Below are 23,128 nucleotides of genomic sequence, written 5' to 3'. Positions count from 1 at the left end.
AAGGGAACAAACGCGGGCGCGACGACCTGCCTGAGCGACAAAGCGAAGACGTGAGCAAATTACAAGAATTCCGCCATTCTTTGCAAAATCGACAATTTTATTTTGATGATTTATTGCAGAATCGACATTTTTGCTATCAAAATGCGATTTGATTTGATTTGCCTGCGTTTGTTTATTTTTGCCCAATCTTATTTTTTTTAGGCTCTATTCCAAGGAAAAATAGGGTACACAGGTAGGGTATGACACGCCGATTTATAAATAATTTTTTGTGATATTTTTAACAAAAAATTTCATGCATTAAAAATCTTAATATATAAAAACGTTGATATTGCTTTAATACCTGGGGGGGGGTATCAGGAGTTTAGTGTATTAAGCTTTTCATTAGATAAAAAGTGAACTTTTAGCAATATTTTCTATGGTAATATCATCTGAGCGTTTAAGGTTTTGGTGCGCGTTGGTGTGCGCTAAAAGCTAAGTGTTGTGGATTTTGTAGAGCGTTGTATGCGGTTTGCTACGACACACACTTGTGACTCGCTTTTATAAACAATACATACCAGTAAAAGGCAATGGAATATTGTCTTTAAAAGAGAGGAATAGTATGCGTTTAAATACGAACTCGTTAAAACGCACTGTAGCAGTGTTTGCTGCTGTATGCACACTCGGTGCTTGTTGCGTAGCAGGCACGGCGGCATGGGCGCAGAATGATGGAGCCAATACTGCGAATATTGATACTAATGAAAATGGTAAAACGTCTATTACTATTCACAAGTATGAAAATAATCCTGCAGGTACTACGCGTGGCAATGGTGAAAAAGTAGCTGATCTTCAAGGAAGAAAGCCTATTAAAGGCGTTAAGTTTACTCTATGGAGAGTAAAGCAAAAGGCTGCTGATGGTGGCGCTGCAAAAGAGATTGATCTTACAAAACCAGAAGATTGGTTAAAGATTAAAGATCTTGAGAAACTTAGTGATGTTTCTGCTGGCGATAAACATACAGCTTCTGAATTTATAAGCGGCAGTAATAAAAAGTTTGAGGTAGATGAAACTACTAAACAAGAAAAAACTACCAGCGACCAGGGCGAGGCAAAGTTTGAGAACCTCCAAATGGGTCTTTACTACATTGAAGAAACTGATGTAAATGGTGCAACTGTTGAAAATCAAAAAGTTTCCATTACCAAGCGTGTTGCTCCATTCTTTGTAACAACACCTCTTCCTAAAGAATCTGATAATTCTTGGATTTATAATGTGAATGTATATCCAAAGAATGATACGAGCAATGAACTTCCAACTAAAACAGCCAGCAAGCCAAGTACTAATGATTTAACAGATAACACAACTATTACTTGGACTATTTCGATTCCTCTTTCCGCTCCTAAGAATGGCGGTAAGTATGAAAAGATTGGTTTTAAAGATAAGCTAGAAACTGGTTTGACATACGATAGTATTGAAAGTGCAAATCTCGTAACTTATAAAGATAATGGCCAAAAAGACACTACTGTTACAGACGTTAAATTAGATTTAAACACTCACTATACCGAAACGCATAATGATGGATTGGTTTATTTTAAGCTAACAGATACTGAAACAACTGGTGGCCTTGCTAAGGCTTATGCTGAGTATAGTAAGCATCTAACTGATAAAAAGATTGTTAAACTTGAGGTCAAGCTTAAGACAAAAGTTGCAAAAGATGTTAAAGATATAACTAATGTTGCTAATACTTTTGTTGACGATTCGACAACTGGTAAAGGTGACGATAATAACCCATGTACTTCAACAGATCAACGCCCTGAGTGCCAAACTAATAAGACTAAAGATACTGCCCATTTTGGTACTTTAACAGTTAAAAAGTTCTCTGATGGCCAAGGTGCCAATAAGAAACCGTTGAATAACGCTAAGTTTGATGTGTATGAGGTTACGGCAGACAACAAAAATGTTGACGATATTAAGTCTGCTGAGAAAAAAGACAATGGCATATTTACGCTTAAGGGCGATGGCAATACAGAAATTGCCAGCACAAAGATTAATTCAACTTTGGAAACAAAGACCAGTGGAAATTCACATGGTTCCGATTCAGTAAGATTGTTTGTTTACAATTCTAACGAAACCAATAAGGCTGTAACTACTAAGCTTTATTGCTTAGTTGAAACTGAGGCTCCTGCTGGTTATTTGCTTAATTCAACTCCTCAATGTGTTGCTTTAAAAGCGGATACCGCAGATCAAGCAGATACTAATAACACTAAGGAAATTACAAACGCAAAGGCAACAGGTCTCGACCAGATTATAGGCGCACTGCCAATGACCGGTGCTCGCGGCCTGGTTCTTCTTACAGCTTGCGGCATTGTTGGCTTGGGTGGCACGATGTTCTACATCATCACTCGCCGCCGCAAGGAGCAAGAAGAGGCATAAATCCTAGATTTGTCTTTGTTTTTGTGATTAATCGTGTAAGTATTCACGAATTACGTGAGTTAAATCGCATAGTTTGTGAATGCTTGCACTAATCTTGTTAAATCTCGATTATTTTTAATTAGTGCAGATTAGCAGATTCACATCTTTACGGATTTGCAGATTTGTCTAAACAACTTACAAACAACTTATAACCGACTTACAAACAATATATGTCTAGTGTTTTATTCGTAAATCGCATTATTGCAATTAAGCACAAGCGGCGAGATAAGCGCGGATGGAAGTTTTCAAGAGCTTCTATAATTCCATCTATTTTGCTAACCGCGTCGTTTGCTTCGCTTTTATATCCGCATGCTGCAATGTGGCTAAGCCAATACCACATGTCGGAAGTGGCTGCGCAATATGCAAAGCTAATAACCAACGCCGTGCCAGCTCCACACGAGCAGCTTGCACGCGCTCGCGACTATAATCGCAAGCTTTCGGTGGGTGCAATTTACGAAGCGAATACTAATATTCCAACGTCTCATGGAGATACTTCAGATAATAGGCAAGATTATTGGCAGCAGCTAAAAGCAAATAATGATGGGCTTATGGCTCGCTTGCGAATAAAGAAGATAGATCTAGATTTGCCTGTGTACCACGGCACTGAGGATTCTACGCTTCTTAAAGGTCTTGGTCATTTGCGCGGAACGTCTCTTCCAGTTGGCGGTCCTGGAACAAGGTCCGTTGTTACGGGTCATCGTGGCTTGGCTAGTGCAGAGATGTTCACTAGGCTAGACGAAATCAACAAAGGCGACACTTTTACTTTTGAAGTTTTTGGTGAGATTTTTACTTACAAGGTTATAGAAAAAATTGTTGTTAATCCCGATGAGACGAAGAAGATTGCGGCTGTGCCAGGCAAAGATCTTGTTACTTTGATTACTTGCACTCCGTTAGGTATAAACACACAAAGAATTCTTGTTACAGGGCAAAGGATTGTGCCAACACCAATTGCAGATCAGGCACTTAAAGGCAAAAAGCCAGATGTTCCGCGATTTCCGTGGTGGGTAGTTGGGGTCATAGTTAGCTTGTGCTTAGTTGCTTGCTACATTTGGTGGGCTGGTTTGCCAGTTAAAAAGAAAAAGAAAAAGATTCAACTTTAAAAAGATTTGATTTATAGGAATAGTGTTAACGGAATTGGCTTTGAATTGGGGCATTTTAAGTTAAAGCTTCGCAACTTCCGTTAGTGCGCGAGTAGGTGGAAAATGAAAGTTATTAGCGATAGTAGTACGTTTAGTAGTACTCTTAAATCTTTTGTAAAAAGCGTACTAGTGTTTATTCTTACTGCATCAATTGTTCTTACAACGCTTTTAACAGCTAATACTGCTGCAGCTCAGGAAACGCCTGCGCACAATTCCACACCTCGCGCATTAAAGAATAAGCATGATTCTGATTTAGATTCTAATCGTGCTCCAAAAGCATTATCTTCATCTAATTCATCTTCATCTAATTCATCTGATTCGTCTTTTACGCATCCATTTTCTTCTAACGTTCACTATGTTGACGGTTCTAGCAATGTGTTTTCTAGGATTAACAATATTGGTGATTTTGCGCGTAATTCAATAAATGCGCGCTCACATTCTGCATTAAACAAGCGTTCTAGTAACATTTTGGACGATATTCTTACTAATAGTGCAAAAGATATTGCGGATAAAATGTTGAATAACAATTTATTGCGATCTGCACAATATGCTTCTGCGCAAGATTCTTCTGCACAAAATATATCATTGCGTGATTCTGTAAAGCCTTCTTACCGTTCGTCAAACAATGATTCTAGATTTGGCAATAAGCGCGAATTTCGTCCAGGCTGCTATGCAGATAAAGCGCGTACAGAATGTTTTACAGCTCCTGGAGATTTACAAGGTCATCGCGCATCATCTGGTCACGATTACGATATGGATGTGCAAAACGCATGGCATATTACTTCACGTTGGAACGTTCCTAAAGGCAATTACGAAAACAACAATAACTTTACTCCCTACCCTAAAGGCACTTATTTAATGCGTTCAATGGATGGTTTAATCCACGGAACTTATAACGGAAGCTGGGTAGGTGCCAAAGGTCAAAGCCCTAATACGCTTCCTGTAGACGAAGTTCATGATTATGTTTTTATGCGCAAAGAACCAAAGCCAGATGGAAGTGGATACATCTGGGATGTTCTTTTTAATATGGGTGCTAGAATTCATGGCGCTGCAGACGCTTGGAATTACTTTACGGTACCAGATACGCAAAAACTCGATGTTTCTAAAAAAGATCCCGTTACTGGAGAATACAATCAATATATAAGACGTTATCAATTTAATGATAAAAGTATAAAAGGTTGCAAAGCTGATTGGGTTAATCCTAATGGTTTCTGTGCAAACGTTGAAACTAGATCTATTAGTGATGGTCAAACTCTTGAAAATGAGTGGTCTAGCTTTGCAAAAAGAGATAAAGGGTTTTTCTTAGGACGAGATTCGTATACAGGCGTATATAAGGGTGGTGCGCAAACAAGATCTAATATTAATTTTGCGAGTTGCTCTGGAGAGTACGGTTTTGATTGCGTTAATAGCACAAGATGGGGCGCTCTTAATGATTTTCAGCGTACTAATGGCCCTCAAATACCTAATTTTGATGTTCCAGGTATAAATAATGCGTATGCACTTTTAATAAACAATCTTAAAAATTCCGTAAGAGATAGATCTAGTCTTATATTTGCTTTTTATAACAATGTGTATAGCAATACGCGAATTCCATACGGGTATCATATTCACTTTACAACATCTAATGTGACTAATTCAGAAAATAAAAACCCATTTTATGGAGCAGGATCATATTTTGGCAATCGTTATAATTCTGGCCAAGCTAGCCCAGCGGATCCATACAACAAAACAAATCTAAATGTTAGAGGTATTCGAAGATATCGAATGTTAAACAACCAGTGGTATGGCGTTTCGAACATTATTGATATGTTCATGACAAAATATTCATTCTTACGTGGAACTGGAACTGGCCCATTCAACAGTGATAATGGTCAAGAATTAGCTAAAAATGGTTTGCGAGTTAGAAGCTTGTTGCTAAATCCAATTGAGCAAAAAGTGTGTTCTGAATATCACAATACAGATTGTCCTACTGATTCAAATATACATGCTAGAACTGAGCTGTCTATTACTCCTGCGATTGGCAAAAATGGCGGTAATAAGCGTGGTAACTTATGGTGGCGCAATAATCAAGGTTTAGACAAAGTTAATACAGAAGATTCGGCTTTTGGTGATCAATCCGCTAATTTGGAATATTTTAATAATAAGCTTCAAATGGGTCAGTCTGTTCCTGTTCCTTACCAGATTATTGGTCAGTCAGACGTTTTTAAGCCTCTTGAAACACAAGAGTGGCAGCCAAATCAAGTTGATAAATATTATTCCACTAGCAAAGAGTTTAAAGCTTTTGATTTTGTGAATTTTCCAGACAAAAAGTCCATTATTTATAAGCAAGCTAAAGCTCGTTTTCCGCGATTGTGGATGCCAGACCCAAATAAAAAAGACTATGGTTCTGTAAAAAACAATTACTACCCATTGTCTGAGAAGTTTAAAGATAATAATGGTGCTGTTAATAACGACATTAAAACTAGAGCAATATACGATGTTTCTTGGGCAAAAGAAGATGGTAGCGTTGCTTCTAAAACATTGCGAGATGCTGTAGCAAAAATCGCTGTTAGATTGCCAGTTGTAGACGCATACAACGCTTGTAATCATGATCGTAAAAGCAAGAACACTAGAAATAGTAATAGTAATAATAATGGGAATAGCAGTAATCTATGTTCTTCGTACCCAGTTGAAGGAACAGAGCGATATATATGGCGATTCTACGATGTTCCTTCTAATAGCAAACGAATTGGTGACGATTTAACAGAGGTTGAAAAAAGCCGATTTTTGCAACGAGCAAAAAATGACTATGTTGATTCTGTGTCAAACGGAATTGTACGCTATAAGACGTTTGAACGTAAGGGAGACCACAACGTTGAGTATATGATGCTTCAAAGGGGTGGAGAAAATAGTATTCAAGTTTTGCCTATGGTTGTTGGCGTTAAATACGCGAAAATAATCTATTACGATGATTCTAAAGCATTAATGCCAGTTGTTTTTACTAGGATTGATGATGAAAAGCCAACTATTGACGTTAAGGTTAGTATTGACAATGGTAGCGCGCAAAGCGTTCCAGAAAAAGGATTAAACGTTCCTTTTGGAAGCAATATTAAGTTTTTTGTACAAGGTCACGATGATCGTCATGTTTCTTTGGGTGTTAAAAAGCAAAACGGCCGTATAGGTAGTAAATATGACGATATAGCAGAATTAAACAAAGCTTTTACAACAATAAGCTTTAGCAGTGATTTTGACCAAACAAATCATAAAAACACTCGCACAGATCAGTCGGGTTATATAAATACAACGCCTGCAAACGCAACTTTAGGGCTTGCTGACGTTGGCAAAACTCCCGAATTTACATTCCATGCTTGGGATGATGCTGGTAATGAAGTGTCAAAAACAATTAAACTAAAGGTTACTCGAGACGGCTTCGATAAACCAACTGTTTGGTGGCAAAAACAAGATAATGGTCACTATGATGGTAAAGTCAGGCTTTTGCCTTCTGCAAAAAGCGTAAAGATGGTGTTTGTGCGCATTTGGAAGCGCGGAGATAAAAAGCCTGTTGACGATAGTGGCAATAAGTACAGTGCCATTAATACAAAATGCCCAACATCTGGATTCTGCAACGGCATTATTTTAACTAAAAATGATGTTCCAGATGCTAAAGGTAAATTATGGAAGCAAGTTAATAACGATGGGAATCCATTCTTTAAAAATATGATTGCGCCATTAAGCGGCATAAGTTTTGAAGAAAAGAATGGCGGTTTGGAAATAACAATACCAGAAAATTTGGCGGAAATCGGCTCAAGAATATATGTTGATATTGCAAATGGCTCCTCAACGGGTTCTTTAACGCAAGATGGAACAAAATCAGACCCTCTGCCATTAGAAATAAAATGGCCAAATGGATTGGTGCAAGCAAACCCGTATGAGCTTAATCCTTCCGAACGTCATGCTTTAGTACAAAGGATTCGCTTGGCAAATGAGCGTTTAAAGTGGCGAGGCGATGAGATTGGTTTCGTAAATGATGGTAAGAATAATGGCTATACGGATGGCAAAAACGACCCTAATGGCAAATATTCTTGCAATCAAGATTCAGACAAGCAATACAAGATTTGCTTAACTCTAAATCCGTATGGAAAAAATAACGCGGATGGAAAGAGCACAGAAAAACAGCTTACAGCCATAAAGAAAACAGGAACTGGTGCAGATACAAGTGATGATCAAACGCTTACAACAGTACTAGACCCTAAACAGAAGAAAATTACGCGTTTTGTAGATATACGTAGGGATTATGACTGGAAGTGGTCTAGTAATAAGCTACAAGACAGAAATATGGATCCTGGTTTCGAAATGCGAGGCAGTGCTGAACAAGGAAATCAATATTTTGTTTATCGTTGGAATATTAATTCTGCTAATAATCAAAATGTTCATTTAAATAAGGCTCTTGACTTATTGCAAGGAAAGCCAAAAGGTGTAGATGCCAATAATCCGCAGCCTTCTATTAGACCATTAGGCAATAATTTAGGGCAAGAAGCGATTTTGAAGACTAACGTAGAACGCGATAATGGTGGCTACGGTAGTTTGCCTAATCGTGGAGATGGCAAAGGATATAAGCTAAAAAATGGCGAATGGGTAAATATAGCAGATCTTGTTCGTTTAGTTGATTTAGGCGGTGGACAGCGAGTTTCGCCAGATGAACCAATTACAAGTAAAGATTATTCTGTGCAAAAACAGTCTTATCTTATTGCTGGCGGCGAAGGATATAATGATCGAATAGCTGGAGAAGATGTAAACATTAGCTTAGATAAGAAGAAGCACTATTCTGGAATCGTAAGTAAAACTAAAGATAATAAGTATATTCAATACCCATTTGAATCGCAGATATACGTTGTAAATGGCGAAATCAACAAGGATCTTGAAATACGTGGCGAGGGTGATAAAAACAACACTCGAAACGTTATTAACGTTATCTTCGTACCAGTGGATTTGAATAAGCCAACCATTTCACCAAAGTCTAACAAAACGTGGCTTGGTAAATGCAATGGCTCTTCATGCGCTAATCCAGTAACACTCGATGAAGATGGTAAAGATTTTAAAAATAGTAATGGCTTATTTAATATTGCTGAATTGTTGAAGTTTGACGACGATTTTAATAAGTCTAACGGCGAAAACAACGATGTTCTTAAAAGAACACTGTCTATATATGTTGAGGCAGAAGGGCTAAAAGATAGTAATAATAAGCCAATTCGTGCGCAGTTTGTAAAAAATGGCGTTGTTAAGAATAACTTACTTATGCAATTTATTCAAAAGTATCGTGGCAAAAATGCTGCGACTGCAACAACATTTAAACTGATTGCGCAAATCGAAGACGAGTCTGGTAATAAAAGTGACGAAACTGCTGTGGGCTGCTTTAAGATTAAATGGCAGCCTGCTGTAGCTCCGAAAGTTATAGCATACGACGGAAATCATGAAAATAGAGTATCTGGTGAAAACGTGTGGCTGCACGATAGCGCGAGCGCGGTTACAGATTCTAACAATAATTACAATAATTCGGTTGTTGTTAAAACGGATCCATCCGCGTCTCGTACTGCAATTTACTACAATACTTTAGATGATTTAAAGCCTAACGCAAAAGTTAAGCAGTTCGGTCATGTTTTTGCTATATGCAAGAGTGCAGGTGGAAAAAATAATGGATCGTGGAAGGTTTGTGAAGGCTACGAATCGGGTGAGCGTAATTCCAATTTGCCTAAAGAAGTTGAAAAAATAGACGCTAAAACAGGTGAAGTTAAATTTAAGCAGAATCAATTAGCGCCGGGAAGTGTGGTTCGCGCTCGCAGTCGTTACAAGTATGGCGAGTGGACTACTATGCCTGGAATTATTAACGTAGATGCTTCATTTAGATCTAATCGTGGTGCGGCTAGTAATGGCGGAAATTCTGGTGGATCTGCAAATAATAGTCAAAATAATAATAGTCAAAATAACAATAAAGAGTTTGATTTTGATAGCTTCCCAGAAGATAAAGACACTGAATTTGGAAAATATTTTGTAAAAAATGGCGCGCAGGCTGCTAATGCGATTAGTCCAAGTGCAAAAACAGAAGCTGATGTATTAAAAGAAGACGACTTGCAAAACGTTATTTCTGTAATCAGTGATCCAAAAGTTGATCGTTCTACTGTATGCGGTGAAAAGAGCGGAGACACAAGAAGGAACGCTCCTTCGGATTGCGTATTCTTCTCAGTAAACGTTAATCGCAAGGTAGTGCAAGCACATCCACTTTTGCTAACAAATCCAGAAAAAAGTGCTGTGCGAAAAGTTCTTCGCGAAGCAAACTCTATACCAATATGGAACGACGAGTCTAGCAGCGAAGATTCCATAGAGTCGGAAGAAAATAATGTTTTGTTCGCCAGAACGCAGCAAGATGAGGATGTTTCAAACGAAGACAATCTAGAACGATTGGGCTACAATCAAGCCAAAGTTACGTGGATTAGATCTGCATATCTTTCTAGTGCAAATCCAGAAGATAAAAAACCTGATTACAAAGCGGGGAATAAGCAGGATTCGTTTGTTCTAACGCGAGGATGGAGAAGCCGAAAAGTAACTCCAGCTCCAAGGTATTATCATGTAACAAGGTTTGCTGCTCTTCGTGAAGCTAAAGCCAAGAATAAAGCTGGTAAGAGTATTGACGTTAAAGCGGACTACGAGATTACATGGGATACAGCTAAGCCATACGTTCTTAATAGAAAAGACGACCCAGGATTTGCGCTTGTTGGCGAGCCTGGTCATCAATCGCTTGTGTACCGATACAATGCTAGCAGCAAGGGAACAATTGGGCTTGGAGCTTTGCAAAATGCTTTAAGTTTTGTTCCAGTAGATCTTAAAAAAGAGTCTAAAAACAAGAGCGGAGAAAGTCTTGCTGCTGTGGAAAAGGCTTTCCGCGAAAAGCAGCCAACGTTGCGCGAAATTAAGGGTACAGATAAGGAAGATGCAGAAAGTAGAAGAAATGATTTTAAGCTTTCTGATTGTTTTACTCTAAAAGATGAGTTTACGAATGTGCCAGATTTGGTTGCAGCAAACGGAAATTATGGTGGTGGAAATAGCAGGCAAATAGGCTACACAGGTAATGGAATGAGTAGTACTGTGCTTGGAGATAAGTATGCAAAAATGGCTCCTAAACCAGCAGAGTTTGAAAAATGGGGTAATAAAAATGTGTACTCATCTGCATTTACGATCGATAATGCTTTGGGTGGTGTTGATGGAATAAAATTTGTAAACGATACAAATCATTCTTCGCCGCGTTACGTACTTTCGCTTTCCAATAAATACGCTAGAAACAGTTTAGTGGACTTATACGGGTATGAAGCAAAATCTGACTTTAGTGATATTGCTGGAGCGCAGTCGATTATTCCAGTGTATGTTGTGCCTGTAGATAATGTGAAGCCTGAAGCGATCTCTAAAGGTCCACTTAAATCTTCGACTATGGATAAGCCTTACGAGGTTACTGCTAACGATATTAAGTTCACTTTCACGGGTAATCCAGATAATAACGGCAAAGTGAATGGCAAAGAATTGTTAGTAGATGCTAGCGATGATTTTGATTCTCGAGACGTAGTTGAGAAGAATCTTCAAGTATGCGTGCGTTGGATGAACAATAACATGCCTCAAGATAAAGATTGCACGCCTATTTTGAAGCGCGATACCAACGGCAACGCAAGTGTAGATGCTGACAAACTGCAGCAGATGCTTGTCACTCATGGCAATACGGCTGTTTACGCAGTATACGCGCAGACAAAAGATAAATCAGACAATGAGAGCGAACACTATAATGCTGGAAAAGATGATAAGAAAGCGATCATTGGCTACGTTAAGATTACAGGCGTAAATGTAAGTCCTGTTGCACTACCGTTTACTGGTGGGCAAGCTGCTGTTATGTACACGTTTATGTTTGGTGTGCTCTTAGCGCTATTTATTGCGTCTGGTGGTTTTGGAAGGAGCGGTTGGCTTTCCTCTGTGCTTAGTGCGAGCGGATTTGGTAAGCGTTCTATGTTGCGAAGCAAGCATTGCAAGTCTTAGGTAATAAGTATTGCAATACTTAGGATTTGCATGTATCGGATTTAATCGCAGATAATTAGCAATATGGTGCAATATGGTGCAATATATTTGACAATATATACAAAAATCGCCATTGAATTTTGCACGTTTTGCTATTTCTAGATTGGAGTCAAGTATAGTAAATCTTATTTATGTAAAACGAAACATGTTTATGTGAAAAATCGAAGAACATAAATAATCGAAGAACATAAAGAAGAATTAAAACTTATTTGAAAGCGAGATAAGAATGAGCGAAACACTAGTCCTAACGCGCAAAGATTACGTTACAAGAACCATAATTCGAGTTATTGCAATAGTTTCGTCCATTTACGGAATGGCAATGTCTTGGGATTCAATGGCGCTAACGTATTTTACGAATCTTTCTAACTTGATGATTTGTGCGGCGCTGCTCGGCTCGCTGATTTTAGACACGCGAAGTGCGCTTAAGCCTAAAAGCGATGAGCAGGGTGTGCATGCTGAGCAGGGTGTACATGCTGAGCGCGCTGGCGGCTGGGTAGATTCAAAGCCAAACGCATGGTACGTTTTTAAATTTATGATGACGATTTCAATCGCCGTCACTTTTACGCTGTACCTTTGCTTCTTGGCTCCTACAAATAAGCTCGGATTTGTTGGCGCGTACATGAACAATGGCTGCTCAAGCTTATGCGTGCATTTTATAACGCCGTTGCTTGCGATTTTTGACTTTATTCTTTTTGATTACAAGTACAAGTCCAGCCGCGCGCACGTTTATTTTGCTACGATTCCGCCGCTTAGCTACGTTGCGTATGCTGTTGCGCTAAGCGAGTTTTTGGGATTGCGTTGGGGGGATCATGCTATGCCGGCGCCGTACAATTTTTTGAACTACAAGGCTCCTGCTGGGTGGTTTGGATTTGCGCCAAACACATTTAATTCCACCACACTTGGAGTGGGCGTTGTTTATTTGCTTGTGATTTTTACGCTGATTTTTATTGGCATTGGAAAAGCATTTCTTGCGATTAAAAACGCTCGCGCGGATTATCTGCGCTCGCGCGCTTAGACCGCGCGAACGACTTTCCGCGTTTGTTTCCAAAATTGGCCAAAACGTAAACAAACGTGGGCAAAAATAAACAAACCTGGGCGCGCCAACCTGCCGGAGCGCTTAAAGCGTAGCGCGCGAAGGCAATTTGGCGTGCTGAGCAGCTCAGCGCAGAAGCACTGCTTCTGCGCTGCGAAGACGTTCGCGCGCTTAGACCGCGCGAACGACACGACCTGCCTTGTAGTGTGATTGTATCTAATTTGGGCATTTTTGGTACAAACGCACTACAAGGTTACATACAAACTCGCGCCAGTTGATAGAATTGTGTTTATGTGTACGGAAGAATCTGCGCTGGCTGCCGTTCAGTCGTTGCTAAATGGCACTCTTAAAAACGCGCATGGACGCAACACTAATGTTTTGCTTGTTTTTGGAGCGCCAAACGCTGGCAAGTCAAGCTTCGCGCTTAGCGCATTGCTTTTGGGTTTGCGTTTTGATTGGAGCGCGGCAGCTGGTTCGCCTTGCTCGCTCAATAATCGCGCTGCGCAGCTTTTGCTAAAAACCGCTATTCGCAGTGATCTTGCCGTTGCCGCCGCCCAAAATCGCACCACCGCCGCGCGTATGTCGGATTACGTGATTCAGAACTTGGGTGTTTCTCATCAGTCGCGCCCAGTCGGCACACTTTCTGCGCTTGCGTTTAGTATTATTTCCGCCAGAAACAAGCTTTTTGGCATGCCTTTGCCTAAGTTGCTTAATGGCGCTGAGCAAGACGCGCTTCTTCGCGAAGTTGTGCGTGTACACGTTAATCACGTTTTGCAAGGCGATAGTGGCAATTGCCGAGTTTGCGCTCTTTTTAGCGAGTATTTTGCTAGCGACTATTCTAAAGATTCTCTATCTAAAGATTCTCTATCTAAAGATTCTTCACTGGATTCTGCATCCAAAGATTCTTGGATTTACACAATTTCTAAATTACAAGACGCGCAAAATAGAGAGGAATCGCCTAATTCTAACGATTTTTTGGTAAATAGCGCTTTTATCCACCAACTTCGAGATATGCTTGCGCGCTTAGACGAGATGGGCATTGTAAGCGATTCTGCAGAATCAAATATGCTGAACAGCTTGGACTCGCGTCTTAATGTTCAGTCGGATTTTGTATCTTCCAGCATTGTGGCCCGCCTTAGAACTCAATGGAATTTGGCTTTTGCTCTTCGCCGCGAGTACGCCGATTGTGTACACAAAAAGTATCCAAACGCTTTTAGGCTTGATTCTTCTAGGCTTTTGGCAAGTGGCGTTCAAATTTTAAACAATATTTTTAATAATTTACATTGCAATAGTGCTAATGAATCTTCGGTGGCTTGCGATTCTTCCCTTGAGTTTTATGCTCTTAAACTCTTCCTTCCGCGCATGCTGGTTGTTGACGATTTTCACGATGTAACGCTTGCTGGCTTGGCTTTTCTTGAGTCGTTAGCGCGCTTGGGTGTGCGGATTGTTTTAACGGCAAATCCCGACGAATCCGTGCAATCCTTCCGCGGATCGTACCCAGATTACGTTGTTGAATCAGCGCAAAATGGCGTTATGCAAGCTGCTGTTTCTAAGATTTGCGATTATAAAGTCGAAGGATTTGGCGAAGATTTTGCAAAACAGGCGTCGCAAGATGTAAAGCGCCAAGAATCACGCAATATCCCTGATTTTCTAAACCATTCTAATCGCTCAATTGCGCTAAATCTTTTTTCTGCACGCGTTTCGCTTTCGATTGCTTCGCTTATGCCAACGCAAACGCCAATGACCCGCAGGGCTTGGAAAATGGCCAATATTCAAGGGGCTTTTCCTATAGAAAAAATCGAATTAAATTCGCAAAAAACAGAAAATTCTTCGGTTTCTGGCGATTTGTACAGAACTCCTAGCCAAGAGATGGATTGCGTTATTTGGCAAATAAAACGCGCTCATCTAGACAACAAGATTCCTTGGAAAAATATGGCTTTAATTGCGCACGATAACGCAACAGTTCGCGCATTTGGCGAGCGGCTTAGAAAAGACGGCGTGCCAGTTAAATATTCATCCGTTACGCGCGCGCTTAGAGACGAGCCGTTTGTAAAAGCGCTATTTGCGATTATTGAGTTGGCGCAATTTAGCCAAAAAAGCGTTGACGACTTAGCAAAAAGCGTGATTTTGGGGGATTATACGCTTTACTCGATTGCGCATTTTGTTCGCTCTAGAATAAAAACCGTAATGGAAAGCCCGCTTGTGGATTCTGGCGATTACAATTGCGCGGATTTGGCGGCTATTGATTCGCTTATGCGCTCAATCTGCTCTCTTAGCGAAGTGATTTTAGGCGAAAACGCAAATGGCGCAAATTCGCCATTACGCGGTCTTATAGAGCAGTGGCAAGCGCTTAGTAATCGACTTTTAAGTGCCAGCGGCGAAAAGGCTGTGAATGCTGGAGCTGATTTTACGGTTGATAATCGCGTTTTTAACGCGCAACCAAACGCAAACAGTACGCAATTTAGCGTTGAGTCGTGCTACATTTTGATTCTTAAGGCGCTTATTGACGGTTGCTGTGCGGATTCTGGCGATTCTGCGGATTCTGGCGATTTAGAAAGCGAAGAGACTGAAGCCGCAAAATCTGCAGAAATTTTTTCTGTTTTGCAAAAAATGACGCCAAACAGTGTTCATATGCGTGCGTTGATGCGCGTGTTTAATATTGTGCTAAGACTTTCTAAAGACCTAAAACGTAACCTTGCAAAAGTTAAAAACAGCGGAGAAAATCAGGCTAGCTACGTTTTAGGCAAGGCTTGGAACCTTTGCAATTGCGCTAAAAAGTGGCAAATTCAAGCGCTTAGCAACAATGACGAGGGCCGCGCTGCAAACGATAGGCTAGATGCTGCAATGAGGCTTTTTGAGTATGCGAACTCGTTTTTGTCTACAAGCGCGCAAGGCCAGCAGACGCCTAATGGAGTCTCGGCCGCTCCGACGATTGCCGAGTTTATTGATCAGGTTCGTCAAATGGAAATCGAAGCGGATTCGCTTGCAAGCGTGGCTCCTCTTCCAGATGCCGTTACTCTTACAACACCTTCTGGCTCGGTTGGAAGAACGTGGGATTACGTGTGGATTCCAGCGGTTCAGCAGCGAGTTTGGCCAAATACTGCAGCTAGAAGCACTATGTTTGGTGCGGAAACACTGGTTGACATTGTGTTAAATAGCAGGATTCTAAGTGGCGATAGTAGCGGAAGTGGCGATGCTGGCGATAGCAGAGGTAAATCTGAAAGCTGCGATATTAGCGATATGGCGTACATTTTAGATTCGTCTGATAAAAATCCTAATGGTATTTGTGTAAGCGATAAGCAGGCGATTTTTGCTGGCGAACAGCGAAGCCTGTTAATGGCAATTACGCGCGCTAGAAAGCATCTTTGCATTAGCGCGGTGAATAGCGAAGATTGCGTTCCTTCGGACTTTTTGTACTATTATTTGCCAGAGATTTATTGGAGAAATCAAGACGGAAGTTGTGATTACACCGATTTTTGTGGCGAGGCTGCTGGCGAGGCTGCTGGCGATTTTGCAGCGGTTGATGCAGACGCAAGAGGTCTTGTTTGCGCATCTAGAATCGCGCTTGCGCGTGCTGTGTGCGGATTGCAAAACAGCGGTGATTTGGCGGAAAACCATACTGTTAAAGATGCATTAGCGGCGTTGAATCTTTTAAAAAGCAACGGAGTTGATGCAGCAAATCCAGATAATTGGGATTTTATGCGGAAAAATTACGATTCTGTGGCTGATTCTGTGGCTGATTCTGCGGTTGATTCAGCCTCGCCAGACGAATCGCAAGCAACCAAAGAATCGCCAGACGAATCGCAAGTAACCGCGCAATCTTCCAGAAAATCCTCCACTAATCAAAACCTCACTAATCAAAACCTTGTAACGCTATCTCCATCAATGGTAGATAGCCTTTGGTCCTGCCCAGTATGCTGCCTTTTGGAACGCAAATTTGCTGGACCTACCGTAGGCAGCACAGCGGCGAAATTTGGAACGCTTATTCACGAAACCGCCAGATGGGCAAGTCAAGATGAGCATCTAGACAACGAGTATTTGCGCAAAAAATACCCACAGCTTCAGGCGTTTGTTAGCGGGTTTGCTAGCGCCCACACAGCGGAATTTAAGGACTTTGACTTTTCGTTTGATTCGTTTAGTGCTTTGCAAAAAAATGCGATTGATGACGTTGCAGATAAGATGATTGAGCATTATTATTCGATTTGCCCGAGTGATTCTAGTATTTCTAGCGTAAAAGACCGCTATCGTTTTATAAAAAACGATCTAAATGTTCGCCGCGCGCTTTACACGATTGCTCAATATTTTGTAGGATCGCTGACTGGGCAAAATTACCCGATTTTGGCGCAAAAAAATGAAGATGGTGTTGTAACAAAGATTCTGCCTGCGCCAGAAAAGTCAAAAACGGCAAAGCCGACTATTGCAGACGTTCCTTTGGGAAGCCTCGAGGAAGCTTATTGCGAGTGCCCAATAAACGCCACGTTTGGTTTTAGCGATATTCTAAACGCCTACAATCGCGCGGCTAAATCGCAAATAAGCATGGAAGATCTTTATTCAATAATGGGATTTTTGGTAGGCGGATGGCCTAATGGCGGCTCATGCGATTTGCGCGTTAGAATCCAGGGGCGAATCGACCGCATGGAAGTTAGAAAGTTAAACGACAACACGCAACAAATTCGCCTAATCGACTATAAAACAGGAAAAGTTCCTAAAACACAGCAAGTTTTTAATGATTTGCAGCTTATTTGCTATCAGCTTGGTATTGTTTTTTGCTCCGAAAATGTTGAAGAAGTTAAGCAGCTTCTAAAGTTTAAACACACAAAGATTGAGCGTAGCGCGTTGTTCCACGTTGTTTACAAGGATTCTCCTGCGCAAGATAATGGCGTTGCGGAAAACATTTGCCAGCCTTCGCTATTCGACGCTAATGGGGCGCTAAGCGCTAGTGAGATTACAAGCCGTTACAAGTATGCCAGCAATAATCGCCTTTACGATCTTCCAAATATTGATGCTCAAAATCCTGCGCAAGGCGTAAGTCAGTCTGCGTGGGAGGATTTTGTAAGCTTGCCAATGCGTGCAAAATGGTCACTTATGATGATTTCACGCGTGTTTTTTGCTGCAGCTGCTGTTAAGTCAACCAGTTTTGCTGTTGAGCCAAAGGCGGATCATAAGAGCTATTGCAGGTGTTTAAACATTTGCCCTGGCTGCGCTGGAAAGGTTGATACGGTTTACGAGATGATTGAGGGTAAAAATGAGCAATAAGAACACAGCGGCCGTAAAATCTGCGTCTAGCAGCGCTCCAAGTTTAGAGCAAAAAAACGTTATAGAAGCTCCGATTAATCAAGACGTGCTTATAGTTGCGGGAGCTGGCAGCGGCAAAACATACACCATGACTCGCCGCGTAATACACTTAATTAAAAGCAAAGTTCCGCCAGAATCCATATTGGGATTAACTTTTACAAACAAGGCGGCGGCGGAATTGCTAAGTCGCGTTTCGGCGGAGGTTAGTGCAAGCGGTGCAAATGGCGCAAATGGCGCAAGCGGCGCAAAGTCATTCTTAAAGCCAGAAGTTATGACGTACGACGCGTTCTTTCAATCAATCGTAAGAAGATACGGGCTTTTGGTTGGCTTTAATCAAAGCACAATGCCATTAAGCGACGCTGGCGCGATGGAAATCATAAAAAGTATAATCGGAAAATATTTGGATAATCCTCAAAATCACGCTAAAAATTTAAGCAAGTTGTATGATTTTGACACTTTGTGTGCTGATGTTATTAATCTTTGTGCCGAAATATCGTGCTCGATGATTGGAGTAGATAGCGAAGGCGCAACGTGCTCAAGCGTTCCTCAAGCTGTTCAAAAAATACGCGAGTGGAATAACGAGTTTGCAAATCATTTAAAAAATGTTATTGGAGATAAAAAAGTAGAATCGCCATTAAGCGCAAAAGCTCCAGCGATTCCAAAATACAAAAAAGTCAAAAAAACAGCTGGAATGAGCGAAGCGGACGTGGCGAAAGCGTCTGCGGAAAAATTTAAGACTGCGTGTAAAAATTATGAAAAATATTGGGATGATTCGTGCTTGCAGTTTTGCATAAATCTATACAACGCGTGCCTAAAACGAGACATTCTGCTAGACCTTGTTTTGCAATTTGACGCCGAAAAAAAGCGTGTAAACATGGCGCAATTTAGCGATTTTACGATTGCAGCTTATTATTTGGTTACGCATTTTCCTTCGATTTGCGCGCAATACAGGAATCAATATTCGCAAGTTCTTTTAGACGAGTATCAAGATACTTCTACAACGCAAGCAATGCTTATAAATACGCTGTTTTATGGCGATGCTTCGATAGCGGCAAAGCGCACGCGCGTTATGGCAGTGGGCGACCCGTTCCAAGCAATCTACTCGTTTAGAGGCGCTTCAACTGGAGCTTTTTGTAAGTTTGAACAAGACTTTAACATAAGCGCGCAAAACAAGTATTCGCTAACTGTTACGCGCAGAAATTCGCTGTTTATACTAAAAGTTGCAAACGCGCTAACCGAGCCGATGCGTGCGGAAAATGGCGATAATTCAACGCAAATCGCAAGTCAGCGATTTAGCAGCATTGACGACCACGAAGTGCAAGTGGAAACTTTAAAGCCAAAAGAGGATGCGTCAAATGGCACGGTTGCGGCTTTGTTTATGCCAAGTCAGGGCGAAGAGATTGACGCCGTTGTGCGATTTGCTAAAAAAATCGTTGAAAAATATGGCGAAAATCCGCTCGAACCGCAGCTTGCAATTCTGTTTAGAAGTAAAGCAAACATGCCAAAATATGCGGAAAAACTAGAGGCTGCAGGGATTCGCACAAGCATAGTGGGCTACTCTTCGCTTATTGAAAAGCCTGCCGTTAAAGATGTTTTGAGCTTGCTAAGAGTGGTTCAAGACCACAGTGATTCCAATTCGCTTATGCGCCTTCTTGCCACTGCGCGTTTTGCGCTATCTACTGCGGATTTGGGCGCGTTGGCAGCAATCGCAAATAGTGCGAATACGGAATATCTTTACAACGTTTATGCGGCGGCTGGTCTAGTTGAGGCGGGATTGCCTAGAAGCCAGTGGGATTTGGCCGTTCGAAATCTTAGAAACAAGGCAAATAGTGGGGAAATATCTGGGCAGGTTATAAATATTTATGGCGGATTTTATTTAGCGGATTTGATTATGCGCGATTTTGGCGCGAGTGGCGATTCCGGTAAGTCTGCGGTTGCTGGCGATTCGTCTGGCGCGGCTGCTGGCGATTCTTCGGCTGCTGGCGATTCTGGCGATTATTGGGTTCGTCAGATGCGCGAAAAGTTGAGCGCTCCCGCATTTGCCGCCGTAGGTCGTCTTAGCAAAATCCTAAATAAAGTTGATCGCGTGCAAAGAAATTCGCTAACAAGCGTTATGCAATCGGCTGTGGAGGCTCTTAACGTAGACATTGACACTGCTGTTGGTGCGGCCTTAAAATACAAGGATTTTAGCAATCAAACAATGCTTAACGATATGCATAGCGTACTTGATTCGCTAAACGCGATTGTAGAAACGTATGTGCAAGAAATGGGCGACTGGCAAGATGTTAGTTTGCGTGGACTAATCAGCTGGATTGATTCGGCAAAAAATCTGGATTCGCAGGCGGGCTCTGGCTCTGTAGCATCTGGATTGGGTGCGGATGCCGATAGTGCGCAGGTTGTTTTAATGACGGTTCATCAATCAAAGGGTTTGCAGTGGCCAGCCGTTGCTGTAGTTGGGCTAAACGAGGGTGCTTTTCCAAGCAATCAAGGAGATTCGCTAAAGATTGATGATAATGGGCAGGCCAGCGCTCGCATACCGATTGAGTTTGCAGCAAGCGTGCCTACGGCTTTGCGCGTGGATGCCAACATTTTGCCGCATTTTCCGCATACAGTAACGCGCGGCGAGGCAATGCACCCAGCAAAAGCAATGCAAGATTTAGATAGTGTGCAAAAGATCTTTGACGAGGTTAAGCCCAACAGAATCAAGGCTTTGCGCGATTTTGCGCAGGCTGTTCAAGAGGCGGATGCTGGCGATTCTGCGGATGCTGGCGATTTTTTGAGCGAAGAAACGCGCCGTGTGTATAATGCGTATAAATCCCAGCGAAGTGTTGATTCTATGCCATTTTTGCAAAGCGAGGAGCGCGGAATCCAGCTTCACATGGACGAGCGTCACCTTATGTACGTGGCTCTTACGCGCGCAAAGTTTGCAGCGCTTTTAACTGGCTCGGCAACTTCGGGAGATTCGGGCGAAAATGGGCGAAAGCGCGCGGCTTCGGTGTTTCTTAAGGAGTCGATGGAGGCTGTAAAGTCGCTTAACGGTGCGATTGAAGTTAAAAGATGCAAGGCGGAAAATGCTGGTGATTCTGCGGATTCTGCGGATTCTGCGGATTCTGGTGATTCTGATGAAGACGCTTTTGGCTTTATTGCAGGCGATTTTGCAGGCGATTTTGCGGGGGAGTTTGGAAAAGTCGCCGTTCCAGGCGATTCGTGCGCTAAAGAACCCGTGCTTGAATGGCCTTGTGCCTCGAGCGAAAATGTGCAGAACGCTCTTAGAGAATCTGCCAAACTTGTTGAAAGCGAAGTGCTTAATGGCGATTTTGCAGGTGATTCTGGCGATTTAAATGGCGATTTTAGTGGCGAATCTTCATTAATATCACATCAAAAATCCCTTTACTACCGCGCAAAAGCGTTTGTTCAAGATGTCGATTTAACTGCGCAAAATACTGGCGATTATTCCCTAGAAGATTTGGCCAAAAAGGTGGAAAAGATTTCCAACGGATCTAGGCTTAACGTAACGTCGTTGCAAAAAATAAGTAGAGTTGAGCCTGCTGCAAATTCCGCAAACGCAAACGCTAGCGCGCGCGCAAACAATCGAGTTTACAACAATCTGTTGGCGTGCATTCGCCCAATCCCTTCAACGCAATCGATTGATGCATCCTTAGGAACCATGTTCCACGCTTGGGCGCAACAATTTGTAGACTCTGCAGTGCCTTCTAGTGCATCCGAGTGTGCTAATTGGCAGTCAATTGTAAAAAACGGAACTTTGTTAGATGAGCAATTTGTTCCTCAAGATCGCAAAGATTTGCTTTACGAGTTTAATCAAAGTCGCAAGAATGCGGACTTTGCTAAGGGTTTGGTTAAATCTCAAGACGCTCAACTAGATGAATGGAAGCAACGGCTTATAGAATCGCGTTGGGCAAAACGAGTGCCGCTTGCTGCAGAAATGCCGATTTTAATGCAAATCGATAATATCGATAATATCGATAATACGCAGTTTGAAAATAGAATAATCAACGGAACTTTGGATGCTGTTTTTGCAGGAGGATTAGACGCTAACGACGAATCGAAACTCTACACAATCGTTGATTGGAAGACGGGAAAGCGGCCAAAAAGCGCGGAAGATATTCAGCTAAAACTGGAACAGCTTGACTGGTATAGGCTGCTGCTTGCGCGTGCTACAAACGTTGATTTAAGCTGCATTGACGCCACTCTTTACTACGTTAGTGAGGCGCGTGCGGAAAATCGCGAGATACACGCGTTGTGTAAAACGCGCGACGAGATTTTGAGTGAGGCATCTTTTTAAAATCAGCGTTTTTGATAATCTAAAAGTAGAACATAGCCGATTTAAGTTGGTAATTGGTAAAAGTAAAAGAAGGACAAAATGACGGTTGAGTTTCGGCCAGTTAAAATTAACGACATTGACGCAATCGTAGAAGAATACGAGCGCACATGGGGTATTGCGCACGCTGTTGGAGCAGACGCTTCGCGCAATCTTTCTAGGCGATTTGTGCTTCACTATTTGGAGCCTTCCACGTTTGGAACTGTTGCAACAATAAACGGCAAATTTATGGGGCTGCTGCTTGCGCGCGTGCATGGAGATAAAGTGCTGTTTAAGCAAGTGCAGAAGATGCTAGAAGAGCAAGAGGCAAAGATGTCTAGCAAAGGCGATTCTTTGCATGCAAAAGCGTTGGATTCTGCGATTGGCATGGGGCAGATTGAGCGCAAGTTAGAGGCGATGAGCCATATTAACGACTTGACTCAGGCAGAGTTGGAGCTTTTTATTGTTTCTCCAGATGCTCGCGGGCACGGAGTTGGCGGCGGATTGTGGAAGCGCACAATGCAACATTTGCGCAGCCGCGGAGTGAACCGCTACTTTTTGCACACAGATACAGCTTGCGATGTTAGTTTCTACGATTATCACGGGCTTAGGCGAGATGCTACGTGGGCTAAAAAAGATCACGAAAAGTATGCGGATCGCGTAAAAGACCTTGTTGAGGATTTGTACATATACTCGGGCGAGCCGTTTGTAAACCGCACCAGACGCACGCATCAGTCGCGCTGATTAACTGCGCTTAGACCTCGCTCACGTCTTTACTTGGTATTGCGCGAGGTTTGAGTATTTCTCTC

General features: G+C 41.9%; 6 protein-coding genes and 1 pseudogene. All 7 read left to right on the top strand.

Annotated features, from left to right (window positions below):
• Nucleotides 1–598 precede the first annotated feature (598 nt).
• Entirely contained in the window at nt 599–2,404 is a 1,806-nt protein-coding gene (locus HMPREF3216_RS01085; protein ID WP_060786554.1) for a SpaH/EbpB family LPXTG-anchored major pilin, read from the top strand.
• A 209-nt stretch (nt 2,405–2,613) separates the two neighbouring features.
• Nucleotides 2,614–3,531: pseudogene (locus HMPREF3216_RS01080) on the top strand (class C sortase); the annotation flags it as partial.
• 114 nt (nt 3,532–3,645) lie between these two features.
• Nucleotides 3,646–11,634, top strand: coding sequence for a hypothetical protein (locus HMPREF3216_RS01075; protein WP_060786553.1), 7,989 nt, complete (start codon nt 3,646–3,648; stop codon nt 11,632–11,634).
• Between the two features lie 265 nt (nt 11,635–11,899).
• Entirely contained in the window at nt 11,900–12,688 is a 789-nt protein-coding gene (locus HMPREF3216_RS01070) for a hypothetical protein (protein WP_060786552.1), read from the top strand.
• A 309-nt stretch (nt 12,689–12,997) separates the two neighbouring features.
• On the top strand, nt 12,998–17,962 hold the full coding sequence (locus tag HMPREF3216_RS01065) for a PD-(D/E)XK nuclease family protein (protein ID WP_060786551.1): 4,965 nt from the start codon (nt 12,998–13,000) through the stop codon (nt 17,960–17,962).
• Nucleotides 17,952–22,304 carry an ATP-dependent DNA helicase gene (locus HMPREF3216_RS01060; protein ID WP_060786550.1) on the top strand — a complete coding sequence of 1,451 codons (4,353 nt, stop codon included), beginning with the start codon at nt 17,952–17,954 and terminating at the stop codon, nt 22,302–22,304. Before HMPREF3216_RS01065 ends, HMPREF3216_RS01060 begins: the two co-directional genes overlap by 11 nt.
• A gap of 78 nt (nt 22,305–22,382) precedes the next feature.
• Nucleotides 22,383–23,063, top strand: a complete 681-nt coding sequence (locus HMPREF3216_RS01055; protein ID WP_060786549.1) for a GNAT family N-acetyltransferase — start codon at nt 22,383–22,385, stop codon at nt 23,061–23,063.
• The last annotated feature ends 65 nt before the right edge of the window (nt 23,064–23,128 follow it).

The sequence above is a fragment of the Gardnerella vaginalis genome (genome assembly GCF_001546455.1).
GTDB lineage: Bacteria > Actinomycetota > Actinomycetes > Actinomycetales > Bifidobacteriaceae > Bifidobacterium > Bifidobacterium vaginale_B.
Note: the sequence above shows the minus strand (reverse complement) of the source record. Positions and strands in the feature narration are given on the sequence as shown.